Source organism: Pseudoalteromonas sp. SR44-8, assembly GCF_014163635.1.
Lineage (GTDB): Bacteria > Pseudomonadota > Gammaproteobacteria > Enterobacterales > Alteromonadaceae > Pseudoalteromonas > Pseudoalteromonas rhizosphaerae.
The window spans coordinates 15,131-36,725 of sequence record NZ_JACJDS010000050.1 but is presented as its reverse complement, the minus strand read 5'-3'; the positions used below and the strand labels follow the sequence as shown (position 1 = coordinate 36,725).

Genomic DNA, 21,595 nt, shown 5'->3' with positions numbered 1-21,595 from the left:
CGTTGGTCAGGAAAGTCTCGAAATTGGACAATGATCAATGAAGTAAATTTGAATCCAGAGAAAAAAGAAGAAGTGCGGGCGGCATAAAATTTAACTTGATGCGACAACTAACTTGAAAAACTCCGATCCTCGCTAACTTTACCCTCAGTAACTTTATCCTCGCTAACTCATTCGACTACCCATTGTAAACTCGCACCGTGTTGCCTTAACCATTTTGTTGCTTGCTTATAATCAGGATAAAACTCACTGACGCGCTGCCAAAATGCGGCACTGTGATTTAAATATTTCAAGTGAGCTAGTTCATGCACAATTACATAATCAATAATACTCTGCGGCGCACTGGCTAATAACAAATTAAAGGTCAATTCTCGTCGTCGATTACAACTGCCCCAACGACGCTTATAAGTATGAATGCGAATACTGCTAGGTAAAGCCTCTGCCATTTTTAGGCAATAAGCATGTACACGCATTTCAATATAATTTTCTAATTGCTCATGTAAAAAACTTTCGAGCAAGGTTTGGTACATTGGCTGCTGATGCTTAACCCGTCCAGAAAGATTTAGCTGTAACACATTCCCCTGCTGATTTTTTACTAGCTGCCATGCGCTGCGCGAGCTGACACCATAAGTCAGTATCATAGGTTGTGAAAAAACCAGTACGCGATTATCTTGTAATGGGTATTGGCGAGTATCAAGCATTTGACTTTGCTTATTAATTTGCGCATTGATCCAGTCAGTTTTACTTAGCAGCCAGCTTTCAAGTTCCTTTTTAGCAACCCCAACAGGCGCATAAACTGTGACACTTTGTTGCTGGACTTTGATAGCGACAGTTTTGCGGCGGCGACTACGTTTTAATGTATATTCAAACAAACCTAACTCTTGTAATTGACCGACAGTCATTGAACTAATTAACAGGTCACTATAATACCTTGCAAAATAACTGCTAATCTATAACTAAGTAGAATTAAATAAAGCGATATCAAACATGCCTGATAAGCCTTGTTGTCGTTATACCTCTCCCGATGGCCATCATTGTCAAGAAACAGACATGGGCTCAGGTTTTTGTTTTTGGCATGATGCCAAATTTGATAAGTCAGGCTTAGATCTGACCCAAAAATTAGAGCGCTATGCAAAAAAGGGAGGATTATTACAGGGATTGCAATTAAAACGCGCTAACCTTAATGGGCTTAATTTGATAAAACAAGATGATGAGGATGGTTTTGATTTATCTTACAGTAATTTTTATCGTGCAACGCTCACCAACGCTCACCTGTTTAATAATAAAATAGCCCACAGTTCACTGATGAAAGCCAACTTGCACGAAGCAAGCCTGCATTACTGCAACCTACAAGATACAAATTTATTGGGTATAAAACTAAACAACACCCGTATTGATAACATTGAGCTAGGCGCTGAACTATTACAGGAAAAACAAGCTAAAGCAGCGCTTAAACATACAGATAAAAGCGCAGCCCTTGACTTATTTGAACAATCAGAAGAAATATTTCGCAATTTACGTAAAGCATCAGAACAACAAGGCTTATTTGAACTGGCGGGTAATTTCACGTACAAAGAACTGCGGATGCGTCACGCACAATATCCACGAGGTTCAAAAAAACGATTAGCCTCGAGCTGTATTGATATGTTGTGCGGGTATGGTGAAAAGCCTGAAAATGTGATCCGTTTTAGTTTGTCACTGATCATCTGCTGCGCCCTGTGTTATTTTATTTTTGGGGTGATGGATGCTGGTCGTATTATGCAGTTCAATCCGGCGGCAACATTAAGTGATAATTTATTAGCCCTACTTAATAGCTTCTATTTTAGCGTGGTTACTTTTACAACCTTAGGATATGGCGATATTACTCCGGTTGGTTTCTCCCGATTCGTTGCTGCAGTTGAAGCGTTTTGCGGGAGTTTCTCTCTGGCACTATTCGTAGTCGTATTTGTCAAACGTATGACCCGATAATTACCGATTACTTTATCTGCGAAAATAAATAGTTCAGCTAAATACCTGCTATAAAACTGGTTATAAATGATGCTATCATTGCGCACAATGAAACTTAGCGAATTGATTTTAAAAAGTTTTTGATTTTGTTAAATTTTGCAGCTAAATATGTAAACAAATAACAGGCATTTGCGCAAAAATTAATTAATTGTCTTAACATATATTTCAGGTGATATTAGTTATTACTGAAATAACAGTGTATTGAGCCGTTATGCTTACCGCTTTTTTTATTACCGATCACGATCCGAGCCTTCTTATTAATGGTGTTTATGACCCATTTTTAGTCGCTCTGTCTGTTTTAACGGCTATTTTCTCTGCATTTTTTGCAACTTACATGATCGATCTGGCCAAAGAAACACGCTTCAAAAGTTATCAAAAATTAGCCAACTCAACAGCTTCCTTGGTACTTTCTGGCGGTATTTGGAGTATGCATTTTATTGGTATGTTGGCATTTTCACTGTGTACAAATATCAGCTACGACCCAACACTCACCTTTTTATCTTTCATTCCAGCATTTTTAGCCTGCCTAACTGGCGTGTCATTATTAGTAAAAAATAACGCCACTATTTTCAGTTTAATACTGCCCTCGGTACTACTCGGCGCAGGTATCGGCACTATGCATTACAGTGGTATGGCAGCAATGGAATTGAGCCCGCTGCTACGCTACGATCCATTGATGTTTGGGTTGTCAATTATCGTTGCCGTTGTACTGGCGTTTATATCTTTATATGCTCGCTTTAATATTAAAAAGCACCTCCCAACACTAAATTCTTTGCAGACGCGGTTGATCAGCGCAATCATTTTGGGCTTTGCTGTTGCAGGTATGCATTACATGGGAATGGCGGCAACACGGTTTGTTGCAACCTCGCCATTAATTGGTAATGACAGCGCCAGCTCAGAACTTACATTTGTTGCTATTAGCGTAGTGTTCGCCACCATTATTCTAACCGCGATAGTTGCTATCATTAACGGTATGGTACGCTATCGCATGTTACTTGAAGAAAAAACAGGGAATGAATCTCGCTTAGAGGCTATTTTATCGACCGCTATAGATGGCATTGTAACAATTAACAATCGCGGTATTATCTTAAGCTTTAATAACGCTGCAGAGAATATTTTCGGCTGGCATAGCACTGATGTAAAGGGTAAAAACATAAAAATGCTGATGGCAGATGATATCGCAGCCGAGCATGATGAATATCTATTAAAGGCACATCACATCGATTTAGGTAAAGTTATTGGCGTCAATCGTGATGTTCTTGCTAAGCATAAACAAGGTCACCTATTTCCTATTCGCTTAGGTATTGGTGAAGCAAACCAGCCAGGACAAGAGTCAATATTTGTTGGCTTTATTACTGACTTGACTGAGCAACGCAAACTACAACAAAACCTCATAGCGAAAGAACAACAATACCGCTCGCTGATGAATAATATGCCTGGCGTGGTATTTCGCTGCCAGTTGGATAAAAGCTGGAGCATGATTTTTATTAGCCCTAGCATTAATGAAGTAACTGGCTATGTCCCATCGGAATTTATCAATCAGCATATTCAGTTTAGTGATTTGATTTTTAAAGATGATAACAAACGCATCAATAAATCGGTCGAGCAAGCGATCGCTGCTAAATCGCAATACTCAATTGAATACCGACTTCGTCATCGAAGTGGCAAGCTAATTTGGGTGCTTGAGAAAGGTAGCTTTGAGTTCAACAAGCAAGGTGAAGCGATTTGGATCGACGGCGTTATTATCGATATTAGTGAACGTCGTGAATACGAAGATAAATTAAAGTTGGCGAAAATAGCCGCCGAAGATGCAGCCCAAGCCAAACAGTCATTTATGGCGAATATGAGTCACGAAATTCGCACACCGATGAATTCGATTATTGGCTTTAGTGATTTATTGATGGATACCCCACTTGATCAAGACCAACAAAAGCACTTAATTATCGTAAATAATGCGGCTCGCTCGCTGTTACGGCTATTAAATGAAATATTGGATTCTGCAAAACTTGAAAAAGGTAAGCTGACCATTGAATTAGTGCATTTTAATCTTCAAGCGGTGCTTGATAGTATTATTTCTACATTTTGGTTAGAAGCAAAAAAGAAAGATCTAGAACTAACACTTACCATCAAAGAGTCTGTTCACCCTACTTATTACGGTGATCCAGACCGAATTCGCCAAGTTTTAACAAATTTAATTGGTAATGCAGTTAAGTTTACAGCTCAGGGCTCAGTGAATGTAACTGTCAGTACGACACAAAATAATTACTTATTTTTTGAAGTACAAGATACCGGTATTGGTATTGCTAAAGATCGTCTTAAAGCGGTATTTCAGCCTTTTGAACAAGCTGACGGGACTACTACACGTCGTTTTGGTGGCACTGGACTTGGTACTACTATCAGTAAGCAACTCGTTGAGCTGATGGGTGGCATAATCAACGTAGTCAGTGAAGAAGATAAAGGCAGCTGCTTTTATTTTTCATTGCCTTTAGAGGTCGGTGATGAAACCCAAGTCAATTACTTTGATAAGTTGCATACGCAATTACCTAAGCTGCGCATTTTAGTCGTTGATGACATAGCACAAAATGTTGAGCTACTACAGTTATTATTGTCGCGAGATCAGCATACGATTAGCTCTGCAAGCAACGGCTTAGAAGCGATCGCTATTTTTGAAAAACAAGATTTTGATGTCATTTTAATGGATATCCATATGCCTGAATGTGACGGTATTGCCGCGACCGAAAAAATTCGTGAAATTGAGCAACAACGACAGCTAAAAAAGACTCCGATCATTGCGCTCACCGCCAGTGTCTTACAGCAAGATAAATTAACGGCTAAAAAAGCGGGTATGAATGGCTTCGCCAATAAGCCTGTTGATATCAATCAATTGAATCAAGAGATTGCGCATGTGCTTGGCTTTGGTTTAAATATAGAAACGCAAATTGCTCACATTGATCCCGCAGCACAGCATATTGATTTTAAAAAAGGACAGCAACTTTGGGGCAGTAAGTGTAAACAGCTGAGCGAAATACACCGTTTTTTTAAAGAGCAGCAGGCTACATGTGACATTATCTTTAATGATGGACTAAATGCCTTAAAAGATATTAATGGCACATTACATACCCTTAAAGGCTTATCTGGTAATTTAGGTTTACCGACTATGATGGCCCTGCTTTCAACCTTAGAAAACAGCCAAGCCCCTGAGCAGCAGGCGCAAATAATTCAGCAATTGCAGATAGAGTTTAATGCGGTCAATGAGTTGTTAGCTAGAAAAACCAGCAGCTGTATAGCAGTGCAAAGCAGCGAAAAAAATACCCAAGTACTATCGCTCAGCGAATTTAAAATACTGTGTGAACAACTGCGTAAAGATGCAGAAAATGCAGAGCTCAATGATGAGTTGTTAGCAACATTAGCAGACAATGCCCCCGCTACTTATCAAAGTGATGTGGATGCATTAATCGAATATTTCGACCAGTTTGACTTTGACAATGCCCAGAGTACTCTTATTGCATTAATAGAGCTGCTCAATCAGGCAGCAAATTTGGAAACACACTGATGGACTTAATAACCGAACGCCCACGAATTCTTATTGTTGATGATGAACCCGCCAACCTTAAAGTCATGCGCGAAGTATTAGGGAATCAATATCGCCTCTCTTTTGCTAAATCGGGTGATGCCGCGCTCGCGTTAGTTGAAAAAGAGCCACCCAAACTCATTCTACTCGATATTATGATGCCAAATATGAGTGGTTTTGAAGTATGTCAGCTGCTTAAACAAAACCCTGCTACTGAGCATATTCCAGTCATTTTTGTGACTGCACTTGCGGATGAAAGTGATGAGTTTAAAGGTTTTGAAATTGGCGCGGTAGATTACATAACCAAGCCTATTAGTCCTGCAATCGTAAGAGCGCGTGTTAAAACTCATTTATCCCTAGTTCAGGCTGAGCAGCTAAAGTTGGCTCACGTTGATTTAGTCCATCGTTTAGGGTGCGCTGCCGAGTATAAAGACACCGATACTGGCGAGCATATTGTGCGCATGAGTAAATACAGTAAAATTTTAGCACTAGCCTATGGAATGACTGAACAACATGCTGAGCTTCTCAAACAAGCAGCACCGATGCATGACATTGGTAAAATCGGCATTCCCGATGCAATCTTGCTTAAACCAGGGAAATTAACAGCCGAAGAATTTGAACACATGAAACAGCATGCCAAAATCGGCGCTAAAATTTTAGCAAACTCGTCATCGCCGTTATTGCAGCTCGCCTATATACTTGCGATGGAGCATCATGAAAAATGGGATGGATCAGGTTATCCAAACGGTCTTAAAGGTGAGGAAATTTCGATTGAAGGACGTATTGTGGCAATCGCCGATGTATTCGATGCACTTACCTCTAAACGTCCCTATAAGCAAGCTTGGAGCGTTGATGAAGCCATAAGTCATATGCGCGAGCAAGCTGGTAAACACTTTGATCCTCAGCTTATCGCACTATTTGAAGGCCAGCTAGATGCTGTTTTAGCAGTGTACTCTGCCTACCAAGGCTAACCATATGCTATATGTTGGCCGAGATATATGCATAGTCATGAGAGGTGATTTCATGACTATTACCACTTAAATCCTGAAAATAAACAGAGTATGTAACTTTGTGATCAGCAACCACGGTTTTAATATTTAAGTCAGCCAAATGCTTAAGCCAAGCGATAAACTGCTCTCCAGATGCGCCAAATGCAATCCCTTTACTACTGCCCTCTCGCTCAAATAACGCTAAGCGAATAGTTGCCGCAGGATCTTCTAGTGTTAAAGGCCCAGTACCCTCATCCCAAAAAGCAAGCTCTGGCACAATATTAAATCCAAGGACTGTTTTGTACCACGTGACGGCTTGCGCAAGGTTAGTCACATTTAAATGGCAATGATCGACACCAGATAAAGTAGGCATTGCCATTAGCCAATCTCCGACTTAAGTTGTTCAATAAATACCTGCATATATTCAGTACGACGCACCGCTTCTGCTTTTGCTGAAGGTGTATTCATACTCTGTGCAATATGTAATAGCTTGATGAAGAAGTGATCTAATGTATACAAGCTGTCATCCGGGCTGCGGTGGGCGCAAAATGGATCGTCAGGGTGATATAAATTGCGTCCGATTGAGCCCCCTACTTTCATACAGCGGCTGACACCAATTGCTCCTAAGGCATCCATACGATCAGCATCTTGAACGATTTGTGCTTCCACACTTTCAATTGCAATGTTAGCGCTAAAACTATGGGCTACAATAGCATGATGAATGGCATCAAAATATTGCGCGTCATACCCTATTGACGCTAAAAATGAAATTGCTTTATCTGCGGCCATTGTTGAAGCTTTAGCGCGATCCGGGTGGTTTTTAGCCACTGCAACACAGTCATGCAACCATGCTGCGGGTAACACCACGTCCATCGAAGCATCTTCAGCAAAGCAGAGCTGTTTTGCAACACGCACGACTCGTTCAATATGGGTAATATCGTGGGCGACATCAGCACTCACTAACGACAAAATAAAAGCACGGCAATGATTTTCTAGCTGTTGCAACGGCTCAGATAATACTAAAACGGGCAAACGTTGTTCCATAAATCCTGTAATTTCAAATTAATGCATTGAATTACTGTTACTTTACCGCGGTTATAGGCTGTTGTGCAAAACATTCATTGTATGTTCGAGCCTGCTTCACTAAAATACGCTCTTAATTTATCCGTAATGAGAAGCCTAATGTCATCTGTCGTATACCTAGAAGCTGGTCGTGAAAAATCACTAAAAAGAAAACACCCATGGTTGTTTTCAAAAGCCATCAAAAAAATAAAAGGTAAGCCAGGTTTAGGTGACACAGTGACCATTCACGATAGTAATGGTAAATTTTTAGCTACAGCGGCTTACAGTCCGCACTCACAGATCCGCGCGCGTGTTTGGAGCTTTGATGAAACAGAAATCATCGACCAAGCTTTTTTTGAACGTCGCTTACGTCGTGCCTTTGCGGCACGCGAGCAAGTAATTACTGAAGGTGGCTTAACGGGATTTCGGTTATGTGCCGCCGAGTCTGATTTTTTACCAGGTGTAACCATTGATAAATTTGACAACTTTTTAGTGTGTCAGTTATTAAGTGCCGGTGCTGAGCGCCATAAAGGTGAAATAGTTGGCGCTTTAATCGCTATTTTCCCAGGCTGTAACGTGTATGAGCGCTCTGATGTCGATGTGCGCACCAAAGAAGGCTTAGAGCCGACTATGGGCGTGTTATGGGGTAATAAGCCTGAGCAGCCAGTATTAATTGAAGAAAATGGTTTTAAAATTGAAGTAGACATTCTCGAAGGCCATAAAACCGGTTTCTACCTTGATCAACGTGATAGCCGTGCTGCATTAGAGCGTTTTTCAAAAGATAAAAGAGTACTTAACTGTTTTAGCTACACAGGTACCTTTTCATTGTATGCACTGCGTGGCGGCTGCGAGCATGTTACTAACGTTGACGTATCGCAACCCGCGCTTGATACCGCAAAACGTAATGTCGAGCACAATAATCTTGATTTAGATAAAGTTGACTTCATAAAACAAGATGTATTTAAATTACTACGCCAATACCGTGAAGATGGGGTGTTATTCGATACTATCGTTATGGACCCACCTAAATTTGCTGATAACAAAGCACAACTAACGGGTGCGTGTCGTGGCTATAAAGATATCAATATGATTGCCATGCAAATTCTTAAACCAGGTGGTACGTTGCTTACGTTCTCATGTTCAGGTTTAATGGAGCAAAATTTATTTCAAAAAGTGGTTGCTGATGCAGCCCTTGATGCTGGTAAGGATTTGTTGATCATGGAGCGTTTAAACCAAGCTGCTGATCATCCAATCGCAGGCAGTTACCCTGAAGGTTTTTACCTAAAAGGCCTGATCTGTAAAGTTTACTAAACTGACTGCAACTAATTAACCTGAGTTCATCAGGTTAATTAAACTGCATTATTTCTAGCCCAGCGGTTACCGTGCCATCACTTTCTTTGCTGGCACGAACGACTTTTGCTGTTGCATCAAGTGGTGCAATGGCAGGGCTGGTCGAATCAATATTCACCTTCACAATGGTGCCCAGTTCAAGTAATTCATCCAACTGCAGTGACAACCCAGTTGCACTTAAATCGACACATACAGCATCAAAATGTTGATCAGCGACTGGCTCAAGTGTGGTTAATTTTGCCTGTGCATTTAATTGCATACGTCTAAAATTACGTTTATCTTCATTTAGCATAATAACTCCTAAACAACCGTATTGATTTTTTCTAATAACCCCACGACCGAAAAAGGCTTCACCACATAGGCATCGCAACCGGCATCAAAACCAGCTTGTTGTTCCTGTACGGATTCTAAGCCTGACACCATAACAACAGGAATATTACGAGTTTCAGGGGTGTTCTTCAACATTCGACACGTGTCGTAACCATCTAGGCCGGGCATACATACATCGAGTAAAATCGCATCCGGTGGATTTGCAATAGCCGACGATAAACAGCTCTTACCTGATTCAGCATAACTGAGCTCAAAATCCGCTGATAAAGCGACTTTGAGCATTTCAAAATTAAAGTACTCGTCATCTACAACTAGTAAACGCGGGTGTGTATTAGCGGATGAGCGCATGGTTAATATCAGTTCCTTCTCATCTAACAAATATTTCCTTCCAAGGTATTCGATGTTTACTAAATACCAAACTCAATCAATTTCTTTCAGAGCATTCAATACACGCTTAGCTGAAATCGGATACGGTGTCCCTAACGTTTGCGCAAACAAGGATACTCTAAGCTCTTGTTGCATCCAAAAAATATCCTGCAATTGTTGCGGAGCAGGCATTCCAGGCGGCACTCTTTTCAGCTGTTTTTGATACTCTTGAGCAACCTTTTCTAACTCAAGTACACATAATCTGTCACGATTTGGATCAACTGGCAACTTTTCTAAGCGTTTTTCTATTGCTTTTAAGTAACGAATTAAATCACTAAGTTTGTCTGCGCCATGATTTGAAACAAAGCCTTTGAATACCAAAGATCCCAGTTGGCTTTTTATATCTCCATGTGCAGTGATCATGGTTAAATCAACTCGCCCTTTCATTTTTTTATGTAACGCATGCGCAATACTCAACACTTGCTCAACTTGGGTTGCAATAGCAACAACCGCATCGCCGAGCTCACCGCGCACGTGCTCTTTTACTTGCTCAAACGCTTGTTCGGTGCGTACATCGCCTAATTTTACCAATAAACTGTCAACGCCTGCGGCAATACAGTCATCAATTAAATCAGCAACCTTACCAAACGGATTAAAATATAGACCTAATTTAGCCTTATTGGGTAAGTTTTGTTGCAAATATTTTATCGGCGAAGGTACATTCAGTAATACCAAACGGCGTAACCCCTGCTGATGGGCAGTTTGCGCTTTAACTTCGTTATCAAATAGCTCCACTGCCGCCGATGATTTTTTATCTACCAGCGCAGGGTACGCTTTGATTTCATACTGGCCTTGTTTTTTCACATAGGATACCGGTAACTTGCCAAAATCCCATTGCAATAGGTCAGCTTTTTCAATGCCTTTATCTGCTACTTTAGACAGCGTTTGCGTCACTTTACCCTGCAATTGCGCTTTGAGTTTCGCTAAATCCATACCTCGGGCAAGTACATTATCTTTTTCATCACGAACTTCAAACTGCAGTCTTAAGTGAGTCGCAAGGGTGGTTAAATCCCAGGCCTCTGGATCAACTTTTACACCTGTCATACGTAATAAACGCGTACTGAGTGCCTCAATGAAGTTACCTTGCATAGGCTCGATTGCTGCAAGAACCGCATCTGCGTAATTTGGCGCAGGCACAAAATTACGACGTAGTGATTTAGGTAAAGATTTAATTAAACCGGTGATCAACTCATGACGAAATGCCGGAATATGCCAGTCAAAGCCAGCTTCTTCTACTTGGTTTAGTAAGGCCACCGGAATATGCACTGCAACCCCATCGACCGCTTGGCCTGGATCAAAATGATAGCTCAACGGCAACATTAAATTGCCTTGTTGCCATACATCGGGGTAATCAAACTCAGTAACACTATCAGCACCGTGTTGCATTAAATCATCACGTGTCATTTGCAAGTAATGTTTATCCTGCTGCTTTTGCGTTTTATACCATTTATTAAATGCTGCACGACTGTTTATTTGAGCAGGAATTTTCTTATCGTAAAACTCATATAAGGTTTGCTCATCAACTAAAATATCACGACGGCGGCTTTTATTTTCTAGGGTTTGAATATCTTCAATAAGTTCGCGATTAAACTGCAAAAACCCTTCATTTTGACCTAAATCTTGCTCTACTAAGGCACTGCGAATAAACAACTGGCGGCTAACTTTCGGGTCAATGTTACTGTACACACAGCGACGCTTTGACACTATGATCAGCCCGTATAATACCTGCTGTTCGAAAGCGATCACTGCGCCGGGCTTTTTCTCCCAATGCGGCTCACTGTAACTGCGTTTTACTAAGTGTTGTGCTAATGGTTCAACCCAATCGATGTTAATTTTGGCATTAATACGTGCATATAATTTACTGGTTTCAACCAGCTCTGCCGACATCAACCATTTTGGGCTTTTCTTAAATAATCCAGAGCCTGGGAATACATGAAACTGACTGTTGCGAGCGCCTTTATATACTTGCTTTTCATCTTTAAAACCAATGTGACTGAGCATGCCACTCAATAGCGCTTGATGGATTTTATCGCCATCGGCAACATTGCTGGTCGCTTTCATGCCCATTTCATTGCACACAGTACTGAGCTGATAAACGATATCTTGCCACTCACGAATACGCATATAAGCGAGCATATCCTTTTGGCACAGCTTTCTGAATTGGCTGTTACTTAGCTCACTTTGCTGCTCTTCTAAGTAATTCCATAAATTTAAAAAGGCGATGAAATCTGAATCAGGATCGTCAAAACGGCCATGCTTTTCGTTTGCAGCAGCGCGTTTTTCTTGCGGGCGCTCGCGTGGATCTTGAATCGATAACGCCGCCACAATAATAATCACTTCACGCAGCGCACCCAGCTTTTGTGCTGTTAGTACCATTTTAGCTAAACGCGGGTCAACCGGTAAGCGGCTCAGTTCAATACCCGATTTAGTAAGCTGTGTATTGCTATTATGACGAGTGGGTTTAACCGCTTCAAGTTCCTCTAGTAACGTTAAGCCATCGTTGATATTACGGCTATCTGGTGCTTGTACAAATGGGAACTCGGCCATATCGCCCAACCCTAAGCCAAGCATTTTTAAAATAACGGAGGCTAAGTTAGTACGTAGTATTTCTGGATCAGTAAACTCTGGGCGCGAATTAAAATCATCTTCAGCATATAAACGAATACAAATACCCGCTTCCACACGGCCACAGCGGCCTTTTCGCTGATTGGCACTGGCTTGTGATATTGGCTCAATCGGTAAACGCTGCACTTTAGTACGATAACTATAACGGCTAATGCGCGCGGTACCAGGATCAATAACGTATCGAATACCCGGCACAGTAAGTGAGGTTTCAGCAACGTTGGTCGATAAAATAATATGACGACGACTATGGGGAGCAAAAATACGGTTTTGTTCTGCGTTAGAAAGGCGCGAATACAAAGGTAAAACATCCGCTCCTTTTAAATTACGTTTACTAAGGGCATCAGCAGTATCGCGTATTTCCCGTTCACCATTTAAGAAGATTAAAATATCGCCTGGGCCTTCTTGGCACAGCTCATCAACGGCATCAAAAATACCTTGCAGCTGGTCGCCTTCAGCCTCCATATCATTTTTATCAATTTCAACCAAAGGACGATAACGCACATCCACCGGAAATGTTCGTCCTGACACTTCAATAATCGGTGCATCATTAAAATGCTTTGAGAATCGCTCTGGATCAATGGTCGCAGAGGTAATAATTATTTTTAAATCAGGACGCTTTGGTAATAGGTTTTTCAAATAACCTAAAATAAAATCAATGTTTAAACTACGTTCATGAGCTTCATCAATAATAATGGTGTCATACTGGTTTAAAAATCGGTCTTGTTGAATTTCCGCCAGTAAAATACCGTCAGTCATCAACTTTATATAGCTGTTATTTGATACTTGATCGCTAAAACGAATTTTAAAACCCACTTGCTGGCCAAGTTCACATTGCATTTCATGAGCAATCCGATCCGCGACACTGCGCGCAGCCAAACGTCTTGGTTGGGTGTGACCAATATAACCATCAACGCCACGGCCAAGTTCTAAACACATTTTAGGAATTTGCGTGGTTTTACCTGAGCCGGTTTCACCCGCGATAATAACCACTTGGTTATTGGCGATAGCCTCTTTAATGTCGTCTTTTTTCTGACTGACGGGGAGCTGCTCAGGGTAAGTTACTTTAGGTAACTGAGCTAAGCGCACCTCTCGCAATTGTTGGCTACGTGCTATATCTGCAGTGATTTTTTCAATCACGGCTGCTTGTTTTGTTTCATCGGTTATTTTTTTTATGCCGTGAAGGCGTTTTTTAAAGATGAATTGATCTTTTCTTAAACACGTTTTTAGTTCACCAAACAATTGACCTAGGTTAACCACCCGCGACTACCTTATAAAATTTGAGTAAAGACGAGCGATTGTAGCAAACTTCGCCGCAGGGGTTAACTTTGCTGCGATATAAAATGTAATAACCAAAGCTTAAAACAATAAAAAAGGCGCTAATTAAGCGCCTTTCATGTTCTTTGGGCAGAACAATTGCTGTGTTTTATTTATAGAGCAGCGAAAACTTCATCTGTTTTGGCAGCGCAAATAAAATCATTTTTGTGTAAGCCTTTAATTGAATGGCTCCACCACGTTACCGTTACTTTGCCCCACTCTGTTAGCAAGCCCGGGTGATGGCCTTCATCTTCAGCCATATCACCTACTTTATTAGTAAAAGCGATGGCTTGTTTAAAGTTTTTAAATTTATAAACACGCTCTAATTGCATAATACCGTCGCGTACTTCAGGCACCCAATCTGGGATCATTTTAATTAATTCAGCTAACTCGATATCTGATACTTGTGGAGCGTCTACGTGACAGGCTTCACATTTTTGTGCGCTTAATGATGACATCTTAAATCCTTAACTTGCTAATTTTTCTTTAGGAGGAAATTTTGGGTCATGTAACCCTAATTCTTTTGCTTGCGCAACTAACGCCATAATATCCAGCTGTGAAATATCAAATAAATCATGGATAGAATTAATGGTGTAGTACAAAGGCTGCATAATATCAATTCGGTACGGCGTGCGTAATACATCCAATACATTCATCGGGTTGATCTCGGGCTTATCTGAATACACGTATTGTGTTTCACCTGGACTTGATAAAATACCGCCACCATAAATACGCAGGCCATCATCTGTTTGCATTAGGCCAAACTCAACCGTAAACCAATACATACGGGCAAGGTAAACCCGATCTTTTTTCTCGGCAGCGTAACCTAACTGGCCATATTTATGCGTAAACTTGGCAAAATCAGGATTAGTAAGCATTGCACAATGACCAAATATTTCATGAAAAATATCAGGTTCTTGCAGGTAATCAAACTCTTCACGGCTACGAATAAAGGTTGCGACTGGAAATTGCTTATTTGCTAATAAACGAAAGAATTCATCAAAGTCAATTAAAGCTGGCACAGGTGTAACTTGCCAGCCGGTAGTCGCTAGTAATACTTCATTAAGCTCACTTAACTGCGGAATACGGTCATGAGGCAGGTTTATTTTTTCAAGCCCTTCCATGTATTCATTGCAAGCTTTGCCTGCAATACATTTTAGTTGGCGCGCGACTAGTTCTGACCATATTTTATTTTCTGCTTCGCTCCAATGGATAACGCCATTTTCATCTGGTGTCTTGGAGGTGTATTTACTTGCTTTAGCCATAATAACCTTCTTAGTGTTAAACCGATATCGGTATCAACCTGTTAAGGAGATACTAAGCAAATGTAAGGCAAAGTTTAATAGCTGAGACAACATCAGCTATTAGCACCAAACCCATTTTTGTACACTAAACATTACACTTTGAGATCAGAAAGTTTACAGTGCTATTTTTAAAGGGCTAGAAGCAACACAAACCGTAAATATAATCTTACAAGCTATGCAATAAAAGTAAAAGCGCGGTTAAGGTCGTTAATTATATCGTTAACATCTTCAAGGCCAACAGATAGTCTGATCAGACCATCGCTAATACCCGCAGCTGCTCTTTCTTCGGGTGAATACGGTGAATGAGTCATCGATGCCGGATGTTGAATGAGTGTTTCGGCGTCTCCTAAACTCACGGCGAGTGTGCACAATTGGGTATTATTAATAAACTGCTCGCCATCTTTTAGGCTGCCTTTTAATTCAAAGGCAATAACGCCACCAGAGGCTTTCATTTGCTTACCGATAAACTTAAACCCTGGGTGAGATGCAAGTCCGGGGTAATAAACGGTATTAACTTGGGGATGCTGCTCTAAAAATTCAGCAATAATTTGCGCACTTTCACAATGACGCTGCATTCGTATCGCTAAGGTTTTTAAACCACGATTAATAAGCCATGCATCGTGTGGACTAATTGTTGCACCAATATCTTTAAGTACAGTCATTTTAATTAATGTAATGTGCTCTTGACTGCCACACACCAAACCTGCCACAACATCACCGTGACCATTTAAATATTTAGTAGCACTGTGAACAATTAAATCAATGCCATAATCAATTGGCTTTTGCAGTAACGGCGTGAGAAAGGTGTTATCTATTACACTGATCAAATTGTGTTGTTTTGCCACTTGTCCTATTAACGCTAAATCAATTACCGCCATAGTTGGATTAACTGGGGTTTCGGCAAAAATCATTTTTGAATTCGGTTTAATTGCATCGCGTAATTGCTGCTCATCGGTCATATCTACAAACGTCACTTCAATCCCCCAACGCGGCAACATATGTGCGAAGAAAGCAAACGTACAGCCATACAAAGCGCTTGATGCGACTAAGTGATCGCCTTGCGATAAAAAACTTAATACCGATGCAGAAACAGCGCCCATTCCTGTGGCTGTTGCTGCAGCGGCTTCGCAACTTTCAAGTTGTGCGACTTTTTGTTCAAGCTCTGTCGTCGTCGGGTTACCTAAACGGGTATAAATATAGCCAGGTTCTTCACCAGCAAAACGTGCTGCACCTTGCGCGGCACTGCTAAAATGAAACGTTGAAGTTTGGTATAAAGGAGCAGTAAGTGCACCATGCGGATCATTGGCTTTTTCTGGTCCATGGATACATTGGCTGTCGATGTGGAGTTTGTTCATTGTCTGATCTTTTTTGATTATTATTGATTTCATAATCAAAACGTATCGCAGGATAAAGCACAAGCATGCCAGATGCTCAGATGGCTATAAATTTGGATGTAGTTAGTACAGTGGCCGTTCACCACTGTACAGATTTATTGTCAGCTCGTTTCTTTCGTGCCAGCTCCTGACGGCGAAGCTTTGCGGCTCATAATTTTGCTGGCAATCAATTGCGCAGTACCTTTAAGCAAGCTGCGCTTATGCTCAAGTCGTGGTAAAGGACGGCTTAGTTCCATCGCTTTATAACCAATGCGTGCGGTAAATATACCCGCGCTTAAGCCTTGTGCTGCACGTCCTGATAATTTACCTAGTAATTCAGCACTGAGCGCTGTAGCAGCTAAATCCGATACTAACTCAGCACTGCCAACAAACATCACTTGCTTGATCAACATACGATAGAGCTTGATCCGGCTAGCATAACCAAATCCGATACCGTAAATCTTACCTATTTGCTCAATCAGTTTTGTGCCCCGCCAAAGCACAGCCATCATATCCACCAGCGCTAATGGACTTAATGCCACTAACAAGCCTGATTCAGTGGCAAAACGGTTGATCAGCTTTTTAGCTTGAGTATCTTGTTTCACTAACAAACTATCGGCGTACAAGGTCATGATCTCTTTATCGCTATGATGGCTATCAATGCTTGCTTTAAACTCATCAAACCCAGTTAACTGCTGATGTTTATTGAGTTTTTCAAGCCAAGGTAGTGCCCCACCAACCTGTTCGCTATTGAGCAAACGATCCGCTTCATGACGATGTAATTGATTGCGCTTTAAGCTGCGCAACATTCTATACTCACGCCATAAGAGCTTGCCTAACAACAACACGCCACTGAGCACTGCAATTAAATATACACTGCCTAAAATGATGGATTGCTGAAATGTCACAACCATAGAAAATATAAATTCAGCTAACACTAAAGTTATAAAGCTAATCGCAAACACCCCTTTCAGAGTTTGCCATTTTGACTTTTTATAAACAGGTGTTAAATCAATCTCTTCATCTTGGGGCTCATCGATAACGTGCTCATATTCATACTCCCCTTGATCGATCACTTTAGCTGGGGTCAAGGTAAGTTCATTGTCTATTGGCTGTTCACTAGTATCAATACGTCTGCCGGCTTGAAAGCCTGAAGCGGTCTTGCTCATGTTAGTTTGTCTCCTAAAAGGTACTGCATGACATGATCTAAACGAATGTGTTTTAGTTGCTTGTCTGGACTTGGCATTGGTGCAAACGATAAAAACTCAAAACCATGGCTTGGCCACTCATCTTTATTGAGCATGCGCATTGGTGGCTGCGGTGGTAAGTAGGTCAACCATTGCGACTCTGATAACGGCTTACCATAAATACAATTGAGGGTTTTACCTTGCTCAACCACTTGTTTTGGCATGGTTGCCGTAATAGATGACATCGCCATAGTTTCTATTTTAACGCCATCAAATTTTAAGTGATTACTTTGCTCGTGCACTAATGAGTCCAACAACAGCGCTAAATCTTTATGGTGTGCACTACTAATATGATCTGACTTATTCGCAGCAAACAATAGTTTATCTATATTGGGTTTAAACAAGCGTTTTAAAAAGCCAGTTTCGCCATAGTTAAAATGCGCAAGTAATTGTTTGATCACATCCCCTTGCTCTTGCAGCGTCTCAGGCCCTTCATTGAGCGCACTGAGCACATCAACAAGCACTATTTGCCGATCAAAGTTGCGAAAGTGTTGTGTATAAAATGGCTTAACCACTTCTTTCACATAAGCATTAAAGCGTTTTTGCAAGTGCGCCAAGTTAGACCCTGCAACCACCTCATCATTAGCCTGCGCAACTGGGAAAAACAATAATAACGGTGCACCTTGTAATTCACCGGGCATCAGCATGCGTCCAGGTTGTAGCATCGCCAATTTAGTGTCTCTTTTAAGACTCACTAACAGCGTTTGGTAGTGCGTAGCAATCGCGCTTAGCGCACTTTCATCTACCGGTGCAGTTAAATCAAGTTCGCTCAGTGCAGTTAAAAATGCTTGTGCCTTTTCAACCCGAGGAGAGCGCTGTAACAGTGCATATTGCTGCTCACTCCATTGTTGATAGCTTTGCTCTAGCATAGGTAAATCAAGCAGCCACTCACCGGGGTAATCAATAATGTCTAAATATAAGGTTGATTGCGGTGCAAAGTGACCACGTAAGCCTGCGTCACTCCGGTATTTAATTGCTAGGCGTAAAGTATTTATGCGCTCGGTTGATGCAGGCCAGTGTGGTTGTCCTTCAAGCGGCAATAAAGCACTTAGGGCTTTAGGGTAATCGAATGTAGGAATGGTCAGCGCTTGTTGCGGTACTATTTTTGTGGCGATATGGCGCTGTTGCTGCATAACATCAAAAAACGGTAAGTTTTTGTCTGTTGCTTGGCTGGTTAAATGCTTTACTAAAGCGGTAATAAAAGCGGTTTTACCACTGCCACTGAGGCCAGTTACCGCTAATTTTACGTGTTGATCTAAACTACGGTGAACAGCTTTTTCAGCCTTACCTTTGAGTTTATTAAAGGCGTTTTTTGCAGATGAAGTGTTTATCATAATGAGCTAGCACTTCAGCGCCATTATAAATTAGGTGGCTAAAGTGCTATTAAGTCCTTTACAGCTTATTGATTTCACGGCTAACCGTAAACTCGGTTGAAGTAACATAACGTTCCATATCTTGTAAACGTATATCAACACGTCCCAAACGGTCTTTTAAATCTTGTAAAGCACGACGTGGTGGCTCACCTTTTTGCCATACTTTAAATTTTACTTCAAGAGGATCTTCGTGTTTTGCCGCATCAGTTTTGCTTTGTGCATTGGCAGGTTTTTTATCTAAAATAAACCACGCTGCGATGTAAGCCACAACAAACAACGGGCCACCAGCTAGTAACACTGCCGTTACTACGATAATACGTACTAACCACAATTCCATATTGAAATAATCACTGAGCCCTGCACATACACCGGCTATTTTACCACGTGCTGGATCTCTTAGCAGTTCACGTTTAGCACTCATACCTTACGCCTCCACTGTGGGGCCTCTTGATCAAGTAGTGCTTCTAAAGTTTCTACTCGGTCAGCCATTTTATCTGCTTTTTGAGCAAGCTCAAGTAACTGGCGGTGTTCGTGTTCGCTCAAGCCTTGGCTTACTTGCTTTTTACTTCGGTAATGTAAAATTAACCAAAGGGGTGCTACCACAACCATAAAAATGATAATTGGAGCAACAAACACTTCTGCATCAAACATAACCCTCTCCTACACATCCATTAATTTATCAAGCATAGGGGGATGACTCCCCCTTTATTTATTATCTTTATTTATCAGCAAGCTTCTTTTTAAGTGCTGCTAATTCATCATCGATTTTTTCGTTTTGCTGTAACTCAGCAATTTCATCAGCCAATGACTTTTTGCCTAAGTCGTACGATTCTACTTGTGATTCTAGTCCATCAATCTTAGTTTCGTAGCGCTCAAAGCGATTTAATGCATCTTCAACTTTAGAGCTGTCTAATGCTTTTTTCACCTCTAGGCGTGACTCAGCTGAGCGTTGACGTAAAATAATCGCTTTTTGACGTGCTTTTGCATCCGCTAACTTGTCTTGTAGCGTACTTACTTCCTGTTGCAGCTTATCAATGTGAGATTCTATGTGACTGAGTTCATCTTCAACAGCAGCAACCGCTTGTGCTGACTTTTGCTTTTCAAGCAATGCAGCACGGGCTAGATCATCACGGTCTTTGCTCAATGCCAGCTCGGCTTTATCTTGCCATTGAGCGACTTGCTCTTTTAATGTATCGACACGACGTACTAATTCTTTTTTCTCTGCTAATGTTTTCGCAGAGGTTGAACGTACTTCAACTAATGTGTCTTCCATCTCTTGGATGATCAGACGTACCATTTTTTCAGGATCTTCTGCTTTATCTAAAATGGCATTGATATTAGAATTAACAATATCTGCAAAACGCGAAAAAATTCCCATAACATTTACCTCTGTAGTGTTTAACTTAATTGGTCTGCTGTTACTGTTACAATATGCTTGCCAACTTTATAAAACATAAAATACAGTAATATTTTCATAATGTTAAACTAAAAATACAAATTCCTTTAGTTCTCCCTAATTATGAAATACACTAACTGTTAGTAAAAATGACTAAGAGTTAGGGAATATGAGCCAATTTCGCCAACAAGATAATTTACTCGGCCAATCAGACAGCTTTTTAGCGGTACTTGATCAAGTTTCACAGCTGGCAAGTTTAGATAAACCAGTACTGATTATTGGTGAACGTGGCACAGGTAAAGAACTGATCGCCGCCCGTTTACACTTTTTATCAAAGCGCTGGGAGCAAAGCTACATTAAGCTCAACTGCGCGGCACTTAACGAAAACTTGCTTGAAAGCGAATTGTTTGGCCATGAAAGTGGTGCCTTTACCGGCGCAAGTAAACGCCACGAAGGACGGTTTGAACGTGCCAATGCCGGTACGCTATTTTTAGACGAACTAGCAAATACCTCTGCCATGGTGCAAGAAAAACTATTACGGGTAATTGAATACGGTGAATTTGAGCGAGTCGGTGGCAAACAAACCGTCAAGGTCGATACTCGCTTAGTCTGCGCAACCAATGAAGACCTTCCTTATTTAGCCGAGCAAGGTGAATTTAGAAGCGATTTACTCGACAGGCTCGCATTTGATGTAATCACTTTACCACCACTGCGCGAACGTCAGGAAGACATCATGTTACTCGCTGAGCAATTTGCGATGAATATGGCCCGTGATTTGGACTGGCAACTATTCAGTGGTTTCACCCGCAGTGCTGTGGAAATACTGCAAGGGCATGATTGGCCTGGTAATATACGTGAACTTAAAAATGTCGTGGAACGAAGCTTATATCGCCATGGCAGTGAACATATTCCCGTTCACCAGATTATTTTAGACCCATTTGAAAGCCGCTTTAGACCTAAGCAACGAATTAAAAAACTCCCCTCTACAGCCGTAGAAGCAGCTCCTGTTGCAGTTGTCGCCAATGAACCGATAGTTGCAACAAGTACCCCGCAATTTCAGTTTCCATGTAGCTTAAAAGACCTCTCAAATGAATTTGAAATTGATTTAATAAAAAAAGCGCTAGAATATAGTCAATTTAATCAAAAGAAAACTGCAGAAGTACTTGGTTTAACGTATCATCAACTACGAGGCTATTTGAAAAAATACAACTTGTTAGATCAACAATAATAG

The 21,595-nt window shown here is 41.1% G+C and carries 19 protein-coding genes; 5 read left to right on the top strand and 14 right to left on the bottom strand.

Going from position 1 to position 21,595, the window contains the following annotated elements; all coding sequences use genetic code 11:
- Positions 1-167: 167 nt before the first annotated feature.
- Complete coding sequence (locus H5183_RS19595; protein ID WP_145241412.1) at positions 168-899, bottom strand: M48 family metallopeptidase; 732 nt, start codon at positions 897-899, stop codon at positions 168-170.
- 85 nt (positions 900-984) lie between these two features.
- Between H5183_RS19595 and H5183_RS19590 the strand changes: the two genes are divergently transcribed.
- The 3 genes from H5183_RS19590 (at position 985) to H5183_RS19580 (ending at position 6,546) form a co-directional block, all read left to right on the top strand.
- The gene (locus H5183_RS19590) at positions 985-1,965 is read left to right on the top strand and encodes an ion channel (protein ID WP_145241414.1); all 981 of its coding nucleotides are present in this window, start codon (positions 985-987) and stop codon (positions 1,963-1,965) included.
- 250 nt (positions 1,966-2,215) lie between these two features.
- Entirely contained in the window at positions 2,216-5,557 is a 3,342-nt protein-coding gene (locus tag H5183_RS19585; RefSeq protein WP_182732489.1) for an MHYT domain-containing protein, read from the top strand.
- A complete protein-coding gene (locus H5183_RS19580; protein ID WP_182732488.1) occupies positions 5,557-6,546 on the top strand; it encodes a two-component system response regulator in 990 nt (329 codons plus the stop codon). The genes H5183_RS19585 and H5183_RS19580 overlap by 1 nt, the downstream gene beginning before the upstream one ends.
- 7 nt (positions 6,547-6,553) lie before the next feature.
- Here H5183_RS19580 and H5183_RS19575 read toward each other — a convergent pair whose 3' ends face one another.
- Together H5183_RS19575 and H5183_RS19570 are read right to left on the bottom strand one after the other, a co-directional pair.
- Complete coding sequence (locus H5183_RS19575; protein WP_145241420.1) at positions 6,554-6,943, bottom strand: VOC family protein; 390 nt, start codon at positions 6,941-6,943, stop codon at positions 6,554-6,556.
- Positions 6,943-7,608 (bottom strand): HD domain-containing protein, encoded by a 666-nt coding sequence (locus H5183_RS19570; RefSeq protein ID WP_145241422.1) that lies wholly within the window; start codon positions 7,606-7,608, stop codon positions 6,943-6,945. The genes H5183_RS19575 and H5183_RS19570 overlap by 1 nt, the downstream gene beginning before the upstream one ends.
- A gap of 138 nt (positions 7,609-7,746) precedes the next feature.
- Here H5183_RS19570 and H5183_RS19565 point away from each other — a divergent pair, with 138 nt between their 5' ends.
- Complete coding sequence (locus tag H5183_RS19565; protein ID WP_145241424.1) at positions 7,747-8,937, top strand: class I SAM-dependent methyltransferase; 1,191 nt, start codon at positions 7,747-7,749, stop codon at positions 8,935-8,937.
- 34 nt (positions 8,938-8,971) lie between these two features.
- Here the strand turns inward: H5183_RS19565 and H5183_RS19560 are convergent, their stop codons facing one another.
- From H5183_RS19560 to pspA, 11 genes are all read right to left on the bottom strand, one after another.
- Positions 8,972-9,268 carry a PilZ domain-containing protein gene (locus H5183_RS19560; RefSeq protein WP_145241426.1) on the bottom strand — a complete coding sequence of 99 codons (297 nt, stop codon included), beginning with the start codon at positions 9,266-9,268 and terminating at the stop codon, positions 8,972-8,974.
- Positions 9,269-9,276: 8 nt separating this feature from the next.
- Complete coding sequence (locus H5183_RS19555; protein WP_145241521.1) at positions 9,277-9,654, bottom strand: PleD family two-component system response regulator; 378 nt, start codon at positions 9,652-9,654, stop codon at positions 9,277-9,279.
- 72 nt (positions 9,655-9,726) lie between these two features.
- Positions 9,727-13,614 carry an ATP-dependent RNA helicase HrpA gene (gene hrpA / locus H5183_RS19550; RefSeq protein WP_182732487.1) on the bottom strand — a complete coding sequence of 1,296 codons (3,888 nt, stop codon included), beginning with the start codon at positions 13,612-13,614 and terminating at the stop codon, positions 9,727-9,729.
- A 170-nt stretch (positions 13,615-13,784) separates the two neighbouring features.
- Complete coding sequence (locus tag H5183_RS19545; protein ID WP_145241430.1) at positions 13,785-14,129, bottom strand: 4a-hydroxytetrahydrobiopterin dehydratase; 345 nt, start codon at positions 14,127-14,129, stop codon at positions 13,785-13,787.
- Positions 14,130-14,138: 9 nt separating this feature from the next.
- On the bottom strand, positions 14,139-14,936 hold the full coding sequence (phhA, locus tag H5183_RS19540) for a phenylalanine 4-monooxygenase (RefSeq protein ID WP_145241432.1): 798 nt from the start codon (positions 14,934-14,936) through the stop codon (positions 14,139-14,141).
- A 212-nt stretch (positions 14,937-15,148) separates the two neighbouring features.
- The gene (gene megL / locus H5183_RS19535; protein ID WP_182718139.1) at positions 15,149-16,330 is read right to left on the bottom strand and encodes a methionine gamma-lyase; all 1,182 of its coding nucleotides are present in this window, start codon (positions 16,328-16,330) and stop codon (positions 15,149-15,151) included.
- A 140-nt stretch (positions 16,331-16,470) separates the two neighbouring features.
- The gene (locus H5183_RS19530; RefSeq protein ID WP_182732486.1) at positions 16,471-17,517 is read right to left on the bottom strand and encodes a TIGR01620 family protein; all 1,047 of its coding nucleotides are present in this window, start codon (positions 17,515-17,517) and stop codon (positions 16,471-16,473) included.
- Entirely contained in the window at positions 17,514-18,929 is a 1,416-nt protein-coding gene (locus H5183_RS19525) for a YcjX family protein (RefSeq protein WP_220496354.1), read from the bottom strand. The genes H5183_RS19530 and H5183_RS19525 overlap by 4 nt, the downstream gene beginning before the upstream one ends.
- Positions 18,930-18,987: 58 nt before the next feature.
- On the bottom strand, positions 18,988-19,389 hold the full coding sequence (pspC, locus tag H5183_RS19520) for an envelope stress response membrane protein PspC (protein WP_145241438.1): 402 nt from the start codon (positions 19,387-19,389) through the stop codon (positions 18,988-18,990).
- The gene (pspB, locus tag H5183_RS19515; protein WP_145241440.1) at positions 19,386-19,619 is read right to left on the bottom strand and encodes an envelope stress response membrane protein PspB; all 234 of its coding nucleotides are present in this window, start codon (positions 19,617-19,619) and stop codon (positions 19,386-19,388) included. The genes pspC and pspB overlap by 4 nt, the downstream gene beginning before the upstream one ends.
- Before the next feature lie 67 nt (positions 19,620-19,686).
- The gene (pspA, locus tag H5183_RS19510; protein ID WP_145241442.1) at positions 19,687-20,346 is read right to left on the bottom strand and encodes a phage shock protein PspA; all 660 of its coding nucleotides are present in this window, start codon (positions 20,344-20,346) and stop codon (positions 19,687-19,689) included.
- A gap of 187 nt (positions 20,347-20,533) precedes the next feature.
- Here pspA and pspF point away from each other — a divergent pair, with 187 nt between their 5' ends.
- Positions 20,534-21,592, top strand: coding sequence for a phage shock protein operon transcriptional activator (pspF, locus tag H5183_RS19505; RefSeq protein ID WP_182732485.1), 1,059 nt, complete (start codon positions 20,534-20,536; stop codon positions 21,590-21,592).
- The last annotated feature ends 3 nt before the right edge of the window (positions 21,593-21,595 follow it).